Raw genomic sequence first — 17,022 nt, forward strand, 5'->3', positions numbered from 1 at the left:
GGGACAGGGAACCGGGGAGCCGGGGCCTGGTTCCGGTCCCGGCTCTCCGGACCCCGCCCCCGCTCCGTCCCGTGAGCAGGTAGCGTTGCCGGACGGTTCCGTACGGTCGGGTGAGTCGGAGAAGGAGTACCGGTGACGCAGAGCGGACAAGGGGGCGCACCGCAACCTGGTGCCCCGTGGAATCCGGACCCGGCGTCCGGGTACCCGGCATACCCGGAGCAGCCGCACCCCGGGGCCGCCTACGGCTACCCGCAGGCCTACCCCACACCCGAAGGCGAGCCCGGGCTCGCGGTCGGGCACGTGGTCGGTCCCGGCTACGAAGGCCCAGGCGCACCGCACGGCTACGGCTACCCGCCGCTGCCCGAGGCCGCCACCCAGTACATCCCGCCGGTCCCCGCCGCTCCCGCCGAAGCGGCGACGCAGTACATCCCGCCCGTCCCGGCGACCCCCGGGCACGACGAGGCCGCGACGCAGTACATCCCGCCCGTTCCGGCCGGCCCCGCCGCCCCCGGGCACGCCGAAGCTGCGACGCAGTACCTGCCCCCGGTGCCGGCATCCCCGGCATCCACCCCCGCCGCCTCCGGCGTCGAGGGCTTCGACGGCCTCTTCCGCGGCGACGACTCCGCCGGTCACACCCAGCACCTCCCGCCCGTGCAGGAGCCCGTCCTGCGCGGCCGGCCGTCGCAGCGTCCCTACCCGCCGCGCGCGCAGGCCCCCGTACCACCGCACCAGCAGTCGCACCCGCAGTACGCCCCACCCCCGCCACCACCGGCGGAGCCGTCCCGCAAGGTCTCGCCCGCGATCATCGGCGCCGTCGTCATCGGCCTCGCCGTCATCGGCCTCGGCGTCGGCTCGCTGCTCGGCGACGGCAAGCCGCAGAACAACGACCCCGGCGCCGTCCCCGCCGCGCCGACCGCGAGCGGCGGCTCCGCCGCGCCCGCCGGCGAGGCCCCGGTCGACCCGGCCCGGCCGCAGGCCGTCCAGTTGGACAAGCTCCTCGCGGACAGCAACGACAGCCGGGCCTCGGTGATCAAGGCCGTGGAGGACATCAAGGGCTGCTCCAACCTCGACCAGGCGGCCTCGGACCTGCGCGACGCGGCCCGTCAGCGCGAGGAACTGATCACTCGCCTGCAGGAGTTGAAGGTCGACAAGCTCCCCGACCACGCCAGGCTGTCCGCTGCCCTGACCAAGGCCTGGCGGGCTTCGGCGGACGCCGACAACAGCTACGCCGCCTGGGCGGACGACGTGGACGACGACAAGTGCAAGGACGGCAAGGCCAAGGCCACCAAGAACGCCTCCGAGGGCAACAAGTCGAGCGGCGAGGCGACCAAGGCCAAGGAGTCGGCCGCGACCATGTGGAACACGATCGCGGCCAAGTACGGACTCACCAAGCGCGACAAGTCCCAGCTCTGAACCACGGGCCGCCCGCCGCCTGACTGCGACGCCGCGCCCCGCCGCCCTCCTGCCGCCGCCCCCGCCGCAGGCCACGTCAGCCCATGCGCGGGGCCTGTACCAGGGTCGGCGTCATGTCCATGGGCTGCTCACCCGGCTGCGCCACGAGCCGCCCCGACCGGACGATCTGGAAGGTGACCTGGCCGTTGACGATGCGGGGGAAGCCGGCGACGGCCCGCATGTCCTGGTAGCGCCAGCTCAGGTCCGGGGTGAGACCGCCGGTCCTCACGGGCTGGGACTCGTTCAGCGACCGCTTGACCGTGCGGGCGTCGATGCTCTGGCCCTTGTCGAAGCGCTTCACGATCTCGCCCAGCACCGTGTACGCGATCCAGGTGGTCTGCGCCCCGCTGTCGTCGGGGTCGACGGTGTCGTCGCCGAAGGCGAAGTCGGTGACGACCTTGCGCATCGGCTCCCAGAGGGGATCGGAGGCCACCGGGTACCAGCTCGTGAGGTACGCGCCCTCGAAGGGGCTCTCCCGGCCGCCCGTGCGGTCCACCAGGGACTGGCTGACGCTGCCCAGGACGGAGGAGATCTGCGGCTTGCTGCGCTGCGGCTCGGTGCGGCGGAAGGCGTCGAAGAACGTCTCCGTGCGCTCGCCGAGGACGGCGGTGACGCAGCCCTTCTCCTTCTCCTTGTCCTTGCCGGTGCCGATGGTGTGCGCGAGGGCTTCGCCGGCCTGCGGCTGGAAGTCGGCGGAGTCCTCGGCGGCCCGGATGTCGGAGGCGTCGGCCATCTTGTTGGCGCGCAGACCCGCGTTGAGCAGCACCGGCAGGGTGTCGCCCGCGAGGGTGTCGGGGCGGACCAGGGCCACCTGGTCGCAGGCGCGGCTCAGCTGGTGCCCGGCGCCGGCGATCAGGACGGGCTGGCCGCCGTTGACGGGGTAGGAGAGCGGCGACTGGAACTCCTCGGAGGAGACTCCGTAGCCGCCGATGAAGGGGATGCCCTCGGCCTCCAGCGGGGCCATGAAGGCGCGTCCGTGCTGGCTGTAGGAGCCGACGACGGCGACGGCCTTCTCGGCGACGGCCTTGCGGGCGCAGTCGGCGGCGCCGCTGGGCGTGTTCTTCTCGTTGCAGGTCAGGACGCGGAGTCTGCGACCGTTGATGCCGCCCTTGGCGTTCACCCAGCGCTCGTAGGCCTTGGCCATCCCGGTCATGCCCGGCATGTTCGTGGCCTTGGTCTCCTCCGGCGCGAAGGTCATGACGGTGATCGTCTCCCCGGAGCCCCCCGAGCCCCCGGGGAGAGTCCCGCACCCGGCCACGAGGCAGGCACCCGTCGCCGTGGCCACGAGAGTGCGCGAGAGGGATGATGCACGTCGCGAGATGGTCATGTCCGTGCACCATTCCGCCCCGCCGATAACTGTCGAGTGAGAGGGACGCAACATCCGGTGACACCGAGGTGAATTACGGGGGCGCGGTCACCCGCAGGCGCTTCAAGATCCCTCTGGACGGGAACGTACGATCGAAAGCGTGACATTCGCCCAAGGTTCGAAGAACTCTTCCAAACGCGGCGGCCGCTCCTCCACCATGGGCGGCATGCCCCTGAACGACATGCCGTGGTGGCGCTGGCGCAGCAACGTGCGCTCGGCGCTGCACATGCTTTCCGATCCGGCCTTCCACGAGGACACCTGGCTGGCCGGCGGCGAAGGGTACGGCGACGTCACCGACGCCGTGTACCGGCTCGTCGAGGACACCTGGCTCGACAGCTGGTCGGCGGAGAAGTACGTCGGCACGATCTTCCGCGACTCGCAGGAGGCGGCCCTCGTCGACCTCGCCGTGCTGCGCGTGCTCCGGATCCTCCACCAGGTCGGCCCCGACGCGCCCGTCTCCGTCTACCTGGAGCACCACGCGTGGCCCGAGGCGGTCCGCGCCGCGCGCGAGGCGCACGTACGGCTCGCGCAGGCCGACGGGGACGACCCGGACGTACGGCCCACCTCGCTGGAAGTGTTGAAGATCCTCACCCGCGCGGTGTGAAAGGCTGTGCGGTCATGAGCGACCCGCACAACGAGGCCCAGGCCCAGCAGCAGCCCCAGTACGTCCTGACCGTGTCCTGCCCCGACAAGCAGGGCATCGTGCACGCCGTGTCGAGCTACTTGTTCATGACCGGCTGCAACATCGTGGACAGCCAGCAGTTCGGAGACCGGGAGACCGGGCTCTTCTTCATGCGGGTGCACTTCGAGGCCGAGCCCACGGTGACGGTGGAGAAGCTGCGGGCGAGCTTCGCCGCCATCGGTGAGTCCTTCAAGATGGACTGGGAGATCCACCGCTCCGAGGAGCGCATGCGGATCATCCTGATGGTGTCCAAGTTCGGGCACTGCCTCAACGACCTGCTGTTCCGCTCGCGGATCGGGGCCCTGCCGGTCGAGATCGCGGCCGTGGTCTCCAACCACACCGACTTCGCCGAGCTGGTGGCCTCGTACGACGTGCCGTTCGTGCACATCCCGGTCACGAAGGACACGAAGGCCCAGGCCGAGGCGCAGCTGCTGGAACTCGTACGCGCCGAGAGCGTCGAGCTGGTGGTGCTGGCCCGGTACATGCAGGTGCTGTCCGACACCCTCTGCAAGGAGCTGAGCGGGCGGATCATCAACATCCACCACTCGTTCCTGCCGAGCTTCAAGGGCGCGAAGCCGTACCACCAGGCGCACGCGCGCGGTGTGAAGCTGATCGGTGCCACCGCGCACTACGTGACGGCGGACCTCGACGAGGGGCCGATCATCGAGCAGGAGGTCGAGCGGGTGGGCCACGAGGTCACCCCGGACCAGCTGGTGGCGATCGGACGCGACGTGGAGTGCCAGGCGCTCGCGCGCGCGGTGAAGTGGCACAGCGAGCACCGCGTACTGCTGAACGGCTCCCGCACGGTGGTCTTCGCCTGACCCCGGCCGCGTTGGCGCGAGGGGCCTCACGCGCGGGCCTCACGCGCGGGCCTGACGTGCGGGCCTCACGCGCGGGCCTGACGTGCGGGCATGACGCGCATGTCCTGACACGCGGCCCCTGACGTGCGGCCCCTGACGCGCGGCGGCCTGCGGGGCGCGGCGCGGGGGTGCTCCCCCTCGTGTCTGCCGGGCGTGGTACGGGCCGGGCGCCGGGGGCGGCGCCCCCGGATCCCCGCGCCCCGGTCGACGGCGCGAAGCAGGCCGCACCGGCCCGTGGAGCCATGCCCGTCGCCTGTGCGGGGCGCCGGGCGCCGGGCGCCGGAGCCAAGGCGCTTCGGGCGGTCGGCGGGTCGGCGGCGCGGCACCCCGGATGCGTGCGAGCCCGCCGCAGGCGTCGTGTTACGCGTCCGGGGCCTCCACCCCGCAGTACGCCGCGAAGGCGGCCAGGATCTCGTCCTCCGCGATGCGGCCGTCGCCGTCGGTGTCGAGGCCCAGCGCCACCTGCTCGGCCAGTTCGGGCGCGGTCCCGAGGACGCGCAGCACGCGGGCCGCAGCCGGCGGGGTCGCGCCGAGGCCGTCCTCGTCCGCCACCGCGATCACGGCCCGCAGGAACGGCCGTGCGATCTCCGCGAACCGCTGCGGGTTGTCGCGCAGCCGCTTGGCCGCCCCGGTGATGAACTCCTCGCGGGAGACCCGCTGGTCCCCGTCGACGTCCGCGATTCCGGCCATTCCCTGCCAGAACGCCTCGGCGCCGCCGAAGACGGCCTGGCCCTTCTCCGACCGTGCGGCGGTACCGAATTCGGCCAGGACGGCCTTCGCGGCCGTGCTGAAGTCCTCCCGGTCGATGAAGCCGGATCCGTCCTGGTCGAAGGTGGCGAATCGGGCGGCGATCTTGCGCTCGTATTCTGCGCTGTCCATATGCGGCGTTCCACCTTCACGTGTGCGTGGGGTTCAGATCAAGACAAGGCAGGAGCGTAAGGCCTAGTTGGCCTGCACGTTAAGCGAAGCGGTCAAGCCGGCGGCCGCATCGAACCCGCGCACGGGGAGCGCGGCGGGGCGCGTACGCGTGTACCCATGTGCCCTGGGCCGCACCACCGTTCACGCCCTGCGACGCCCCTATCACGCAGGGCCTACTTCCGAGGGGAGCTTCCTCCAAAAGAGGCGCGATCCGCCATGTGCCCACTACATTCGATGCGTCGACACACGGCTGGGGGAACTTATGCCGAAGGACGTACCACCGCGCTGGGACCGCCGCATGCAGCAGCGCCTGGCCCGCGGCGAGGCCGCCGCGCTCGGTGAGCTCTACGACCGCTTCGCCTCGCTCGTGCACAGCCTGGCGCACCGCGTCCTGGGCGACGAGAAGGCGGCGGACCGCATCACCCGCGAGGTCTTCGGCTACATCTGGGAGAACCCGGACGCCTACGACCCCAAGCAGGGCTCCATGCGCTCCTGGGTCGCCCGGATCACCCAGGGCCAGGCGGTGGCCCGGCTGCGCCAGGCCGAACTGGGCCGGGGCTCCCGCGAGGAGCTGGAACAGAAGGTGCGCAGCGCCAACGCCGCCGCCCGCGCGGACTACATCGTGACCTCCATGCCCGCGCCCCTGCGGGCCGCGCTGGAACTCGCCTACTTCAAGCGCCGCGACTACCGGCAGGCCGCCGCCGACCTCAAGATCAGCGAGGACGAGGCGCGCCGCAGGCTGCGGCTCGGGCTCCAGCTGCTGTCGACCGCCAATGCCCTCCCGCCGGAGGACGCCGCCCAGCCCGGTTACGGCCCGCGCGAATACGGAACACCCCGATGAACGGCCGCGCCCAGTCGCCCGACGACGGATACGAGCGTCCCGGCGGCCAGGCCCGTATACCGGGCCCGCGCGGCGCCGCCGACGACCTCGACCCGGGACACGCGCCCCGGCCGCTGCCGTCGCCCTTGCCGCTGCCGGAAGCCCTGCCGTCACCACAGTCGCCGCCGCCCTCGCACGCCGTACTCAAGTCCCTGCTCGGGGCGTGGGCGCTGGCCGCCTGCTCGGCCGAGGAGACCCGGGCGGTGGAGGACCACCTCACCGAGTGCGCGCCCTGCGCGGAGGAGGCGCTGCGGCTGCGCGACGCGGTTGGGCTGCTGCATCCGGAGGAGACCCTCGACCTCAAACCGCTGTTGCGCTCGCGCGTGCTGGAGGACTGCCTCGGCAAGCGGCCGGCCCGCATCCCGGTGCCGGGGTGGGCGAGCCCGTACGACACCGAGACCGCGCGGCTCGACGCCCTGCTCCAGGACTTCGGCGACTCGGAGTGGCACACCCCGGTACGCCTGAAATGGTTCGAGGGGGAGCGGCACCGGTCGCAGCGGACCACGGTGGCGGGCGTGATCGGTCACCTCATGACGGTCGACGGGCTGATCGCCACCGCGCTCGGGCTGGACGACCCGCTGGGGTCGGAAGCGCCGCCGGGCGGTCCGACCGTACGGACGGAGTACTTCTGGGGCGCGTCGTCGTATCCGGCGACGCGCCAGGTGCGCGAGCCGTGGCGAGAACAGGGCCACACGCTGGTCCGCACGGTGTCCTTCGCCGGTCGCGGCGTCGCCGAACTCGCCGTGGACTACGGGAGTTTCGCGCTGCCGCTCGGTGACGCCTTCCTGGAACGGGCCTTCGAGTGCTGGGTGCACGCGTGGGACATCGCGGACGCGGTGGACTACCCGTACGAGCCGCCGTCCGGGCCGCACCTGCACCGGATGATCGACCTGGCGGCGCGACTGCTGCCGAGTGCGCTCGCCCAGCGGCGACGGGCGGGCCTGGCGGCCCCGGCGCGTGGCCTGGTCGCGGCGGGAGCGCCCGGGCGGACCCTGCACCTGGAGATCGAGGGCGCGGGTGGCGGCGGCTGGGACATCGCGCTGGACTCGCCGGGGGCGAAACCGTCGGCGGAACGCACGGTGGCGGAGATCGCCCTGGACGGGCTTGAGTTCTGCCAGCTGGCGGCCGGCCACATCTCGCCGGAAGACGCGGCGGTCGGCCAGCACGGCGACCGCGAGGCGATCCGCGACGTCCTCTTCGCGGCGGCGTCGCTGAGCCGCCTGTAGGGGATGCGGGGGGCCGGGGGCGCTGCGGCCGGTACGGGCATCCCCGTAGCGCAGAAGCCTGTGGAGTCGACGCGAAGACGGTCGGTCGATGGATCACTGAGCCAAACCGCATTCCTCATGCCCGCCACCGTTGGGCGGCGTCCGAGGCGTTGAGGGAGGAGGAGACAGCCTTGTGGCCAGTGGGCCCGTCGTTCGCTGACGTCGCAGAGGGGCGCGCCACGGTGCGTTGCCCAGGGCCACATGGTTGTCGGGTACTGCGTAGCGGAGCCGGGGGCGGAGATCGCCACGCTGAGCACGCCGTGACGAGGCTTCTCTATGACGGCGTCCGCCCGTGTGGGGTGAAGGTTCGCTGCTCACTTGGTGTCTGTGGCGCGTGGGTGACCAGTACCCGCAAACATGATCCAGCATGCGTCGCGGGCCGTGTCCAAGAGGTACCAAATCCGGCCTCCCCCGGTCACCTCGATCTGCCACTGCTCACAGGTCTGTCCCCGATGGACGCCGTGCGCCAAAGTCCCCTTGAGTCGGTGGTGCCGAGGAATCTCGGCCACTGGCCTGGGTTCCGTGCGCATGGTGACCCAGGCGCGATACGTGTTCTCCCGCAAGCCCCCGGCTTCCGCCCCCGCCCCCGCACCCCCGGGCCCCGCCCTACGTGTAGCGCTCGCGGAGCTTGTACTTCAGGACCTTGCGCAGGGCTTCGTTGCGGGGGAGGGCGTCGAGGAGTTCCAGTTGTTCCGGGAGTTTGTGGGTGGCCAGGCCTTCCGTGCGGAGGTAGGCCGTGAGTTGGGGGAGGGTGAGGGGGGCCGCTCCCTCGGGTTGTTCGATCACCGCGCAGACGCGTTCGCCGCGGGTCGGGTCCGGGAGGCCGATGACGGCTACGTCCGCGACGCCCGGGAGGCGGTGGAGGAGATCCTCGATCTCCTTGGCTGAGATGTTCTCGCCCTTGCGGATGATGACGTCCTTGCTGCGGCCGGTGAGGACCAGGTAGCCGTCCCGCGTCAGGTGCCCGAGGTCGCCGGTGATCAGGTAGCCGTCGCGGTCGAAGACCTCGGCCGACTGGTCGGGGCTCAGGTAGCCCTGGCAGACCGCCTCGCCGCGCAGGCGTACCTCTCCGTCGGTGTCCGGAGGGAGAGGGGTGCCGTCGGGGGTGGTGATGCGGATGGACATGCCCTCCGGGGGGCGGCCCTCGGTGGTCGCGAGGTTTTCGGGGGTGTCGTCCGGGCAGCCCATGGTGATCATGGGGACTTCGGTCATTCCGTAGCCGTGCGTGAGCTGGCAGCCCAGTTCGCGGACCACAGCGTGGTAGATCTCCGGCGGCTTGGGGGCGCCGCCGCCCGCGAGGAGGCGGAGGGTGGGGATGAGGGGGACGTCCGGGGCCTTGCGCTGTTCCGTCAGGAACATGGAGTAGAAGGCGGTGGATCCGCCGGCGACGGTGACTCCGTGGCGGCGGTAGCCGTCCAGGGCGTCCGGCATCGCGAACCTCTCGAAGAGGACCGCGGGGAAGCCGTAGAGCAGCAGCATCACGGTGTAGTCCGGGCCGGCTATGTGGGCGTAGGGGAAGGCCATCGAGCCGACGTCGGACGGGCTCAGGTGCAGGGCGTGCGCGAGGCAGGAGCCGCCGGCGATGAGGGAGCGGTCGGTGTGCAGGACGCCCTTGGGGTCGGAGGTGGTGCCGGAGGTCCAGTAGATCCAGCGGACGTCGGTGCCGGAGGCGGGCGGCGGGGGCAGTACGTCCGGGTCGCCGTCGGGGAGGGAGTCGTACGCGTCGAAGACGCCGCGCGCCCCGAGCCGCCGGGCCATGGCGGGATAGTCGTGGCCGCGCCACACTCCGGGGACCGCGAAGAAGTCGGCCTTGGCCTCGCGCAGTGCGAAGCCGACCTCGCGGTCGCGGTAGAAGGGGATGACGGGGGTCTGGACGGCGCCGAGCCGGGCGAGGGCGACGCAGAGCAGCACGGTCTCGATGCGGGTGGGGAGCTGCCAGGCGACGACGGTGCCGGGGCGTACGCCCATGCCGTACAGGCCTGCGGCGACGCGTTCGGAGCGGTCGCGCAGTTCCCCGAAGGTGAGCGTGCGGTCGGCGGTGGGGTCTTCGGCCGCTTCGATCAAGGCGGTGGTGTCCGGGGTGAGTGCGGCCCGGCGGGTGATGAGTTCCCACAGGGTGCGGGAGCGGCTCAGTGCTGTCGCGGTCGCGGTGTCCGTCATCCCAGACCTCTCCTCGGCCAATAACTGACGGTTAGTCAGATCTGGCGCAGAGCGTAGAGCGCCGACGCTTGTCGGTCCAGGGGTGGCGGGGCTAGCTTGCTTCTGACGATCCATCAGATCGGCACGGAACTGGCACCGGATTGGGGAGCCCATGGAACTGCCTCGGATCATCAGCGTCGACGACCACGTGATCGAGCCCGCGCACCTGTTCGACCTCTGGCTGCCCGCCAGATACCGCGACCGCGGTCCCAAGGCGCTCACCGCAGGCATCGGCGAGCTCCAGTACACGGGCGGCAAGTACGTCATCTCCATGGACCCGGACGGCCCGCCGACCGACTGGTGGATCTACGAGGACCTGAAGTTCCCGTACAAGCGCAACATCGCCGCCGTCGGCTTCGACCGCGACGACATGACGCTGGAGGGGATCACCCGCGAGGAGATGCGCCAGGGGTGCTGGGACCCCAAGGCGCGCCTCGCCGACATGGACCTCAACCACGTCGAGGCCTCCCTGTGCTTCCCGACCTTCCCGCGCTTCTGCGGGCAGACCTTCGCCGAGGCGTACGACAAGGAGGTCGCCCTCGCCTGCGTGCGCGCCTACAACGACTGGATGGTCGAGGAGTGGTGCGGTGACAGCGGCGGCCGGCTGATCCCGCTGTGCATCATCCCGCTGTGGGACATCGACCTGGCGGTGGCCGAGATCCGGCGCAACGCGGCGCGCGGCGTCCGGGCGGTGACCTTCTCCGAGATCCCCACCCACCTCGGCCTGCCGTCGATCCACTCCGGCTACTGGGACCCCTTCTTCGCCGTCTGCCAGGAGACGGGCACGGTGGTCAACATGCACATCGGGTCCAGCTCGCAGATGCCCGCGGCCTCCCCGGACGCGCCGCCCGCCGTGCAGGCGTCGCTCAGCTTCAACAACGCGATGGCCTCGATGATGGACTTCCTCTTCAGCGGGGTCCTCGTGCGGTTCCCGACGCTCAAGCTGGCCTACAGCGAGGGGCAGATGGGCTGGATCCCGTACGCCCTGGAGCGCGCGGACGACGTGTGGGAGGAGCACCGGGCCTGGGGCGGGGTGCGCGGCCTGATCCCCGAGCCGCCCTCGACGTACTACTACCGGCAGATCTTCTGCTGCTTCTTCCGCGACAAGCACGGGATCGCCTCCCTCGACGTCGTCGGCCGCGACAACGCGACCTTCGAGACCGACTACCCGCACGTGGACTCGACCTTCCCGCACACCAAGGAGGTCGCCCTCGACCACGTGCGGGGGCTGGACGAGGAGACGGTCTACAAGCTGATGCGCGGCAACGCCATCCGCATGCTCGGCCTCGATCTGGACCAGGACCGGAGCAAGGGCGCGGGCCGCTGATGGACCTGACGTACACCGACGAGGAGCGGGACTTCCGGGCGCGGCTGCGCGAGTGGCTCGGCAAGACCCTCCCCGAGCTGCCCGCCCGGCCCTCCCCGGACGACTGGCCGGGCCGGCGCGCCTACGACCTGGGCTGGCAGCGCAGGCTGTACGAGGCCGGGTACGCCGGCCTGCACTGGCCCGTGGACGCGGGCGGCCGCGGCGCAACTCCGACCCAGCACCTGATCTTCCTGGAGGAGACCGAGCGCGCCGGCGCCCCCTACGTCGGCGCGAACTTCGTCGGACTGCTGCATGCCGGCCCGACCATCGCCGCCGAGGGCACGGCCGCGCAGCGGGCGCGCTGGCTGCCGCCCGTGCTGCGCGGCGACGAGGTGTGGTGCCAGGGCTTCAGCGAGCCGGACGCCGGCTCCGACCTGGCCTCCCTGCGGACGCGCGCGGTCCGCGACGGCGACGACTACGTGATCACCGGGTCGAAGATCTGGACCTCGCACGCGGAGGTCGCCGACTGGTGCGAGCTGCTCGTACGCACCGACCCCGAGGCCCCCAAGCACCGCGGGATCTCCTGGCTGGCCATGCCGATGGACGCGCCCGGGGTGACGGTGCGGCCGCTGCGCACGCTCGCCGGGTCGACGGAGTTCGCCGAGGTGTTCCTCGACGAGGTGCGGGTCCCGGTCGCCGACCGGGTGGGCGCGGAGAACGACGGCTGGCGGGTCACCATGGTCACCCTGTCCTTCGAACGGGGCACCGCCTTCGTCGGCGAGGTCGTCGCCTGCCGCCGGACCCTGGGCGAGCTGGCGGTTGCGGCGAAGGCGAACGGCCGCTGGGACGACCCGGCGCTGCGGCGCCGACTGGGCAGGCTGTACGGGGAGTTCGGCGCGCTGTGGCGGCTGACCCAGTGGAACGTGAGCGAGGCCGAGCGGTCGCCGGGCGGGGTCCCCGGCATCGGAGGCTCGGTCTTCAAGCTCGCCTACTCGCACGCCCGCCAGGAGCTGTACGACACGGCGGCCGAGGTCCTGGGGGCGGCGTCGCTGTCGCTGGAGGAGGAGTGGACGCTGGACCGGCTCTCCTCCCTCTCGTACACGATCGCGGCGGGCACCTCGCAGATCCAGCGGAACATCGTCGCCGAGCGGATCCTCGGCCTCCCGAAGGGCCGGTGAGCGGGATGGACTTCCAGCCGACGGAGGACCAGCGGGCCCTGCGGGCGGGCGTACGGGGCCTGCTGGAGGGCCGGTACGGGCGGGCGGCGCTGCGCGCCTCGGTGGACACGGGCGTCGCCGTGGACCGCGGGCTGTGGCGGGAGCTGGGCGAGGCGGGCTTCTTCGCGCTGCGGCTCCCGGAGTCCGAGGGCGGTGTGGGGCTGGGGCTGCCGGAGGCGGTGCTCGTCTTCGAGGAGGCCGGGCGGGCCCTGGTGCCGGGGCCGCTGGTGGCGACGCACCTGGCCGCGGGGGTGGTGCCGGGGGCCGCGGCGGGCACGGCGGTGGTGACCGCCTTCGACCTGGGCGGGGACCTGGTCGCCCACCTGGGGGAGGCGGACGCGGTGCTCGGCGCGGCCGGGCTCCCGGACGGCGAGCCGGTACGCGCGGTGGACCCGCTGACGCCGCTGCACCGGGTTGCGCGGCGCGGCGACGTCGGCGCGTACGCGCTGGAGGGGGCGCTGCTGACGGCCGCGCTCCAGGTCGGCAGCGCACTGCGGACGGTGGAGCTGGCGGTGCGGTACGCGGGCGAGCGCGAGCAGTTCGGTCAGCCGATCGGGGCGTTCCAGGCGGTCAAGCACAGTTGCGCGCAGATGCTGGTGCGGGCGGAGGTGGCCCGTACGGCGGTGTACGCGGCGGCGGTGACGGGCGGGGCGGGTGAGGTGGCGGCGGCGAAGCTGCTGGCGGACGAGGCCGCCGTCCTGGGCGCCCGGGACTGCCTGCAGGTGCACGGCGGGATGGGCTTCACGTGGGAGGCGGATGTGCACCTGCACCTGAAGCGGGCCTGGGTGCGGGCCGAGCAGTGGCAGACGGCGGCGGAGGCCGAGGAGCTGCTGGCGGCGGAGCTGCTGGACTCGGCGGGGTAGCCGGCCGCCGCGCGAGGTGGCCCGCCGTGCGAGGTGGCCCGCTGCGCCCTGGCGGCCGGTCGGCTCGGCGTGACGGGTGGGTCGGGAGGGGTGCGGAGAGGGGTGCGGAGAGGGTGCGGGGACAACGACCCGGGACGCATGTCTGATTACAGAGAGTTGATATCGCTTTGTGTCCTGCGCCAGCGGCATTACGGCCCGGAGTCGGGGGGCTGCTCCGGTACGCTCCGAGGAATGCGAGCGGTTGAGCGGCGTGAGCGTCGCACAGTATGCACCACGCCTACTCCTTCGCGCGGGAATATGCCCGAAGCGCTTGTTCCGGTGACTGTATGTCAACCATGCTGCTACGCAAGGGGGTCACGGTCGGTGACCCCGCCCCGTCGTGAGGCGAAGTGTCCGCCGGTTCGGATGGTGTGAGCGGTGCAGGTGCTTCAGGTTCAGCTGGAGGTAGGCGCGGATCCCGCCGAGGTCGGCCGGGCCCGCCGGTGGGCGCGGTCGCGGCTGGCGGGCTCCGGAATAGGTGACGACGAGCCGCTCGCCGAGACACTGATCCTGCTGATCTCCGAACTGGTCACGAACGCGGTCGTGCACACGGGCTGTCCGGCCGTGCTGCGCATGCTGTTCGGGGGGCTGGGGGTGCGCGTCGAGGTGGCCGACGCGAGCGACCGGGCGCCGGCCCGTCGGCAGGCCTGCGGAGAGGACACGGGCGGGCGCGGCCTGGAGCTGGTGGACGGCCTGGCCGACCGGTGGGGCTGGCAGCGCGAGGGCGCGGGCAAGCGGATCTGGTGCGAGATCGACCGTGCGCGGAAAGCGGAGTCGGATGCCGCGACGGGCGGCGCCTCGGCGGACGCCTCGTGCTGCACGTCGGAAGTTCACACTTCGGGGCGGGAACCGCGCGTGTACCTCTAACGAGGTGTTGACGGTTCGTCACCGGTTGATCACCCTGGTGTGGAGCGATTCGACGCGAGGGGACGCCAAGGACACGCCTTGACGAGTGCGGGTCGCGGGGTGGCGGCTGCCGTGCCGCGCTCGGGGCGTGCACGCGCGCCGCCGCCACCCGCATCACACGGGCGGGTGGCGGGGCGCAGGCCGGCTGTGGGTGCGCAGGCCGGCTGCGGGCAGGCGGTTCGGCCGTCGTACGCGGTCCGGCCGTCGTCGCAGTCCGGCCGCGGGCGCGGCGGTCAGCCGTCGGTGCAGATCACGTCGTAGGGGCGGCCGATCGAGATGGTCAGACGGATGGGGTCGGTGGTGCCGGAGGGGCACTCTTCCTTCGTCTTGACCAGGCCGAGGACCTTGAGCGCGCCCGAGCTGCCGCAGGAGACCTCCTTGGCCTGGGAGGTCACGCAGTCGCCCTTCACGAGCTGGCCGCCGCCGGCTCCCGCGTCGCCGGGGTGGTCGTTGGACACGTTGCGGCCGCAGACGGTGTTGGTGGGGATGCCGCTCGACTTGCCGCCGTTGTAGGAGATGCTCACCTCGATCATCACGTCGGTGCCGGGCGGGCACTGGATCGAGCCCGGCAGGATGCTGGCTTCCTTGATGTCGATGGCCTTGAAGGTGGCACCGGAGTCGGAGCAGGAGGTCCGCTTGTACGCGTCGGCGCCCTTGGACGGGTCGGGGCCGCCGCAGTCGCCGACCTTCCACGCGCTGGAGGTGTCGGAGGAGGACTCGGGGGACCCGGGGTCCTTCGCCGTGGGCTTGGCGGAGGGTGAGGCGGAGGCTGAGGTGGACGTGGACGTGGACGACTTGCCGTCGTCCGCGCCCAGCACCTTGGAGGCGCCGTAGGCGCCGCCGACGACCAGGGCCAGGACCAGGAAGGTGACGAACTTTCCGCCTGAGCGCCGCGGCGGGACCGGGGTGAAGGGCGGCGGTGGCGGGGGCGGGGACGCCTGGTACGGGTTGGTCATGCGCTTCTCCAGTGCTGAGGGTGGTGAGGAGCGGGGGGTGACGCGAGAACGGTGACGCGTCATGGACACAACATGGTTCCAGCCGCTGTGGCGCTCGGGCCGCCGGGGTCGCCGCACCCCTCTCCACCTGCGCGGCGGGTCTCAGAGGATGGCCACCGGGGCCACGGGTGTGCCGGTGCCGCCCACGAAGGGCTCGGGCATGGCGGAGAGGAGGAAGGCGTACCGGTTCTCTTCTGCACAGGCTGTGGACAGTTCTTCGAGATTCCAGTTCTGGCCCTGGTGCATGCCCATCTCCACCAGGTGCAGGGCGTGGACCGGCAGCCACAGGTTCTCGATCTCCGGCGGGAAGATCTCGAAGGTCAGGGTGTCGTTCGCGACGGCCGCCACGTCCCGTGCGTGGAACCACTGCGGCGTACGGACGGACAGCCCGGGGGACGGGAAGCCGTAGCCGTGCCTGTCGCCCGCCAGATAGACCTGGATCTGGCCGGTGCGGACCAGGACGATGTCGCCGGGGCGGACGGTGACCCGGCCGAACTCCTCGGCCTGCGCCAGGTCCGCCGGGGTCACCGCGTGGTCGCCGGGCAGGCGGTCCAGGCCCTTCGCGCGGGCCACGTCGAGGAGCACCCCGCGCGAGACGATGGGGGTGGCCTTGTCGATGCCGCTGAACTCGGCCCGGCCGTGGGCGGTGATGGTGCCGGCGGGACGGCCGTTGTAGATCCTGCCCGAGTGCGAGACGTGGGTGAGGGCGTCCCAGTGGGTGCCCGCCTGGAGGCCCATGCTGACGGCGTCGTCGCTGCACGCCACCGTACCCGGGCCGAAGAGCTCCTGGTTGATCTGCACCATCGTGTGCAGCGGGTTGATCCGGCCGGGGATCACGCCGACCTGGATGCCGTCCTCCTTGAGGGGCAGTGCCAGGGGGACACGGCGGCCGCTGCGGATCTCCGCGGCCGCACCCCGTACGACCTCGTCGGTGATCAGGTTGAGGGTGCCGATCTCGTCGTCGGCGCCCCAGCGGCCCCAGTTGCTGACGCGCTTGGCGATGTCGTGGAACTCGGCGGGCAGGGTCATGGGCGTCGACAGCTCCTTGCGTCAATGCGGCAACGAGGGCTTGTGCACGTGCATCTGACTACCCATAGAATCTAACGGACCGTCAGAAAACGCGGGAAGGGGCCGACGTGGGGAACTTCTTGGCAGGCAAGGTCGTCGCCGTCACCGGCGCCGGCCGGGGCATCGGACGGGCCGTGGCACTCGCCGCGGCCGCCGAGGGCGCCAAGGTCGTCGTCAACGACTACGGCGTCGGCATCGAGGGCGGAGAGCCCACGAGCGAGATCGCCGACGGCGTCGTGAAGGAGATCCAGGCCGCCGGCGGGGAGGCCGTCGCCGTCGCCGACGACATCTCCACCATGGCGGGCGGCCGACGCATCGTCGACACCGCGCTCGCCCGGTACGGGCGCATCGACGGGGTCGTCTGCGTGGCCGGCATCCTGCGCGAGCGGATGCTCTTCAACATGTCCGAGGAGGAGTGGGACCCCGTGGTCGCCACCCACCTCAAGGGCACCTTCACCGTCTTCCGCGCCGCCTCCGCCGTCATGCGCCGCCAGGGATCGGGCACCCTGATCGGCTTCACCAGCGGCAACCACCAGGGCTCGGTCGCCCAGGCCAACTACAGCGCCGCCAAGGGCGGGATTATCTCGCTCGTCCGCTCCGCCGCGCTCGGCCTGGCCAGGTACGGGGTCACCGCCAACGCCGTCGCACCCGTCGCCCGCACCCGCATGTCGGCCAACGTCCCCATGGAGCTCAAGGAGATCGGGGAGCCCGAGGACGTCGCGGCGCTCGTCACCTACCTGCTCTCCGACAAGGCCGTCGCCGTCGGCGGCGAGCGCATCACCGGGCAGGTCTACACGATCGCCGGCCCGAAGATCGCCGTGTGGGCGCAGCCGCGCGAGCTGCGCGCCGGATACGCCGAGGGCTCCTGGACCCCGGAGAAGATCGCCGACTTCCTGCCCGGGACGGTCGGCACCGATCCCATGCCGATGCTGGCGCAGCTGGAGGCCATGGCCAAGGCGGCGGCCGCCAAGGACCGCCCCAACGCCTGACGGGGGGGGGGAGCGGC

Annotated in this window: 15 protein-coding genes; 10 read left to right on the plus strand and 5 right to left on the minus strand. The window is 72.0% G+C overall.

The annotated features are described in order from the left end of the window. Positions 1–132: 132 nt before the first annotated feature. Positions 133–1,413: a hypothetical protein gene (locus ACFWFZ_RS09980; RefSeq protein WP_387119277.1), complete on the plus strand. Its 1,281-nt coding sequence runs from the start codon at positions 133–135 to the stop codon at positions 1,411–1,413. Positions 1,414–1,489: 76 nt separating this feature from the next. Here the strand turns inward: ACFWFZ_RS09980 and ACFWFZ_RS09985 are convergent, their stop codons facing one another. After that, a complete protein-coding gene (locus ACFWFZ_RS09985) occupies positions 1,490–2,779 on the minus strand; it encodes an ABC transporter substrate-binding protein (RefSeq protein WP_387119279.1) in 1,290 nt (429 codons plus the stop codon). Between the two features lie 196 nt (positions 2,780–2,975). On the opposite strand from ACFWFZ_RS09985, the gene ACFWFZ_RS09990 reads away from it, so the two are divergent. Next, entirely contained in the window at positions 2,976–3,422 is a 447-nt protein-coding gene (locus tag ACFWFZ_RS09990) for a hypothetical protein (protein WP_030833533.1), read from the plus strand. A 14-nt stretch (positions 3,423–3,436) separates the two neighbouring features. Beyond that, complete coding sequence (gene purU / locus ACFWFZ_RS09995; RefSeq protein WP_387119282.1) at positions 3,437–4,321, plus strand: formyltetrahydrofolate deformylase; 885 nt, start codon at positions 3,437–3,439, stop codon at positions 4,319–4,321. Between the two features lie 399 nt (positions 4,322–4,720). Here purU and ACFWFZ_RS10000 read toward each other — a convergent pair whose 3' ends face one another. Beyond that, the gene (locus ACFWFZ_RS10000; RefSeq protein ID WP_387119285.1) at positions 4,721–5,239 is read right to left on the minus strand and encodes an EF-hand domain-containing protein; all 519 of its coding nucleotides are present in this window, start codon (positions 5,237–5,239) and stop codon (positions 4,721–4,723) included. Between the two features lie 301 nt (positions 5,240–5,540). On the opposite strand from ACFWFZ_RS10000, the gene ACFWFZ_RS10005 reads away from it, so the two are divergent. Both ACFWFZ_RS10005 and ACFWFZ_RS10010 read left to right on the plus strand, forming a co-directional pair. Then, a complete protein-coding gene (locus tag ACFWFZ_RS10005) occupies positions 5,541–6,119 on the plus strand; it encodes a sigma-70 family RNA polymerase sigma factor (RefSeq protein ID WP_387119288.1) in 579 nt (192 codons plus the stop codon). Then, positions 6,116–7,384: a zf-HC2 domain-containing protein gene (locus ACFWFZ_RS10010; protein WP_387119291.1), complete on the plus strand. Its 1,269-nt coding sequence runs from the start codon at positions 6,116–6,118 to the stop codon at positions 7,382–7,384. The genes ACFWFZ_RS10005 and ACFWFZ_RS10010 overlap by 4 nt, the downstream gene beginning before the upstream one ends. Before the next feature lie 645 nt (positions 7,385–8,029). Here the strand turns inward: ACFWFZ_RS10010 and ACFWFZ_RS10015 are convergent. Next, positions 8,030–9,583, minus strand: coding sequence for a class I adenylate-forming enzyme family protein (locus ACFWFZ_RS10015; RefSeq protein WP_387119296.1), 1,554 nt, complete (start codon positions 9,581–9,583; stop codon positions 8,030–8,032). 151 nt (positions 9,584–9,734) lie between these two features. Here ACFWFZ_RS10015 and ACFWFZ_RS10020 point away from each other — a divergent pair, with 151 nt between their 5' ends. The 4 genes from ACFWFZ_RS10020 to ACFWFZ_RS10035 all read left to right on the plus strand — a co-directional run bounded on the left by ACFWFZ_RS10020 (position 9,735) and on the right by ACFWFZ_RS10035 (position 13,914). Then, the gene (locus tag ACFWFZ_RS10020) at positions 9,735–10,949 is read left to right on the plus strand and encodes an amidohydrolase family protein (protein ID WP_387119299.1); all 1,215 of its coding nucleotides are present in this window, start codon (positions 9,735–9,737) and stop codon (positions 10,947–10,949) included. Then, positions 10,949–12,106: an acyl-CoA dehydrogenase gene (locus tag ACFWFZ_RS10025; RefSeq protein ID WP_387119302.1), complete on the plus strand. Its 1,158-nt coding sequence runs from the start codon at positions 10,949–10,951 to the stop codon at positions 12,104–12,106. The genes ACFWFZ_RS10020 and ACFWFZ_RS10025 overlap by 1 nt, the downstream gene beginning before the upstream one ends. A gap of 5 nt (positions 12,107–12,111) precedes the next feature. Then, positions 12,112–13,008: an acyl-CoA dehydrogenase family protein gene (locus tag ACFWFZ_RS10030; RefSeq protein ID WP_387119305.1), complete on the plus strand. Its 897-nt coding sequence runs from the start codon at positions 12,112–12,114 to the stop codon at positions 13,006–13,008. Between the two features lie 417 nt (positions 13,009–13,425). After that, entirely contained in the window at positions 13,426–13,914 is a 489-nt protein-coding gene (locus ACFWFZ_RS10035) for an ATP-binding protein (protein WP_387119308.1), read from the plus strand. 272 nt (positions 13,915–14,186) lie between these two features. Here ACFWFZ_RS10035 and ACFWFZ_RS10040 read toward each other — a convergent pair whose 3' ends face one another. Beyond that, positions 14,187–14,909 carry a hypothetical protein gene (locus ACFWFZ_RS10040; RefSeq protein ID WP_387119311.1) on the minus strand — a complete coding sequence of 241 codons (723 nt, stop codon included), beginning with the start codon at positions 14,907–14,909 and terminating at the stop codon, positions 14,187–14,189. Between the two features lie 141 nt (positions 14,910–15,050). Continuing rightward, complete coding sequence (locus ACFWFZ_RS10045) at positions 15,051–15,977, minus strand: cyclase family protein (RefSeq protein ID WP_387119314.1); 927 nt, start codon at positions 15,975–15,977, stop codon at positions 15,051–15,053. A 107-nt stretch (positions 15,978–16,084) separates the two neighbouring features. Between ACFWFZ_RS10045 and ACFWFZ_RS10050 the strand changes: the two genes are divergently transcribed. After that, positions 16,085–17,005 (plus strand): SDR family NAD(P)-dependent oxidoreductase, encoded by a 921-nt coding sequence (locus tag ACFWFZ_RS10050; protein WP_387119317.1) that lies wholly within the window; start codon positions 16,085–16,087, stop codon positions 17,003–17,005. Positions 17,006–17,022 lie beyond the last annotated feature (17 nt).

It is taken from the genome of Streptomyces sp. NPDC060232 (assembly GCF_042726555.1).
GTDB lineage: Bacteria > Actinomycetota > Actinomycetes > Streptomycetales > Streptomycetaceae > Streptomyces.

Excerpts from the sequence above, each read along its gene's own strand:
- ACFWFZ_RS09985 (WP_387119279.1), bottom strand. The coding sequence starts at position 2,779 with ATGACCATCTCGCGACGTGCATCATCCCTCTCGCGCACTCTCGTGGCC.
- ACFWFZ_RS09990 (WP_030833533.1), top strand. The coding sequence starts at position 2,976 with ATGGGCGGCATGCCCCTGAACGACATGCCGTGGTGGCGCTGGCGCAGC.
- purU (WP_387119282.1), top strand. The coding sequence starts at position 3,437 with ATGAGCGACCCGCACAACGAGGCCCAGGCCCAGCAGCAGCCCCAGTAC.
- ACFWFZ_RS10000 (WP_387119285.1), bottom strand. The coding sequence starts at position 5,239 with ATGGACAGCGCAGAATACGAGCGCAAGATCGCCGCCCGATTCGCCACC.
- ACFWFZ_RS10005 (WP_387119288.1), top strand. The coding sequence starts at position 5,541 with ATGCCGAAGGACGTACCACCGCGCTGGGACCGCCGCATGCAGCAGCGC.
- ACFWFZ_RS10010 (WP_387119291.1), top strand. The coding sequence starts at position 6,116 with ATGAACGGCCGCGCCCAGTCGCCCGACGACGGATACGAGCGTCCCGGC.
- ACFWFZ_RS10015 (WP_387119296.1), bottom strand. The coding sequence starts at position 9,583 with ATGACGGACACCGCGACCGCGACAGCACTGAGCCGCTCCCGCACCCTG.
- ACFWFZ_RS10020 (WP_387119299.1), top strand. The coding sequence starts at position 9,735 with ATGGAACTGCCTCGGATCATCAGCGTCGACGACCACGTGATCGAGCCC.
- ACFWFZ_RS10025 (WP_387119302.1), top strand. The coding sequence starts at position 10,949 with ATGGACCTGACGTACACCGACGAGGAGCGGGACTTCCGGGCGCGGCTG.
- ACFWFZ_RS10030 (WP_387119305.1), top strand. The coding sequence starts at position 12,112 with ATGGACTTCCAGCCGACGGAGGACCAGCGGGCCCTGCGGGCGGGCGTA.
- ACFWFZ_RS10040 (WP_387119311.1), bottom strand. The coding sequence starts at position 14,909 with ATGACCAACCCGTACCAGGCGTCCCCGCCCCCGCCACCGCCGCCCTTC.
- ACFWFZ_RS10045 (WP_387119314.1), bottom strand. The coding sequence starts at position 15,977 with ATGACCCTGCCCGCCGAGTTCCACGACATCGCCAAGCGCGTCAGCAAC.